Annotated in this window: 1 pseudogene; it reads right to left on the bottom strand. The window is 69.5% G+C overall.

Annotated features, from left to right (window positions below):
- A pseudogene (locus PGX04_RS31075) lies at positions 1–775 on the bottom strand (hypothetical protein); the annotation flags it as partial.

Here is a 775-nt window from a genome sequence, read left to right as displayed (position 1 = left end):
GTCGCCAGCCCGTCGTCGACGTCGGCACTCGAGCGGGCGAGCACGAGTCCCAGCAGCGACTGCTCGGTGGGGGCCTCGCGTTCGATCCAGCGGATGCTCTCGGCCCGCTCGTAGATCCGGCCCCCGGATGCGACCGCGACGGCGTCGGAGCCGGTCGATCGGAGCGAATTGAGCGCGCCCTGACCGACGGCCAGCGGCGTCCAGTTCTCGCAGTCGGGGTCGTAGCGGTACGCGATCCCGTCTGCGCCGGCGATGAACACGGTCTCCTTGCCCGCCCAGATATCCTGAAAGTCGACCTGGGCGTTTCGGACGCCGATCTTCGTCCACTCGTCAGTCGGATCGCTGTCCGTCGGCTCCGTGTCAGCCGGTTCGCCGTCTCTCGGGTCGCTCTCAGCCGATTCGCTTCTGCTGCCGTTCCCGTTCGGGCCAGCCGGTCGGGATTCGTAGTAGGCCCCGCCGCTGGTGTCGATGGCGTAGAACCCGTCGGGCCCCGCAGTCAGCCCCGGAACCGTCGAGCCGCCGCCGGGTTCGACGACGTCGCCCCAGGTCGGACAGCCGTCTTCGACGATGCAGTCGAGGACTTCGCCGGAGCCGTTCGCGATCCGGACGCGTTCCTCGCCGGTCTTGCCGGTGACCGCGATCGACTCCCACGTGCTCGTCTTCTCCATCGGCGCGGAGTAGTCGCTCAGGTGGCCGTCGGCCACGTCGTAGTAGCCGAGCGCGCCGCTGTCGCCGGCGAACCAGATCCGACAGCCGTCGTCGGTCGCGGCGATCG

This window comes from Natrinema soli (assembly GCF_028618695.1).
The sequence above is the reverse complement of the archived record's forward strand: the minus strand, read 5'-3'. Positions and strand labels throughout refer to the sequence as shown.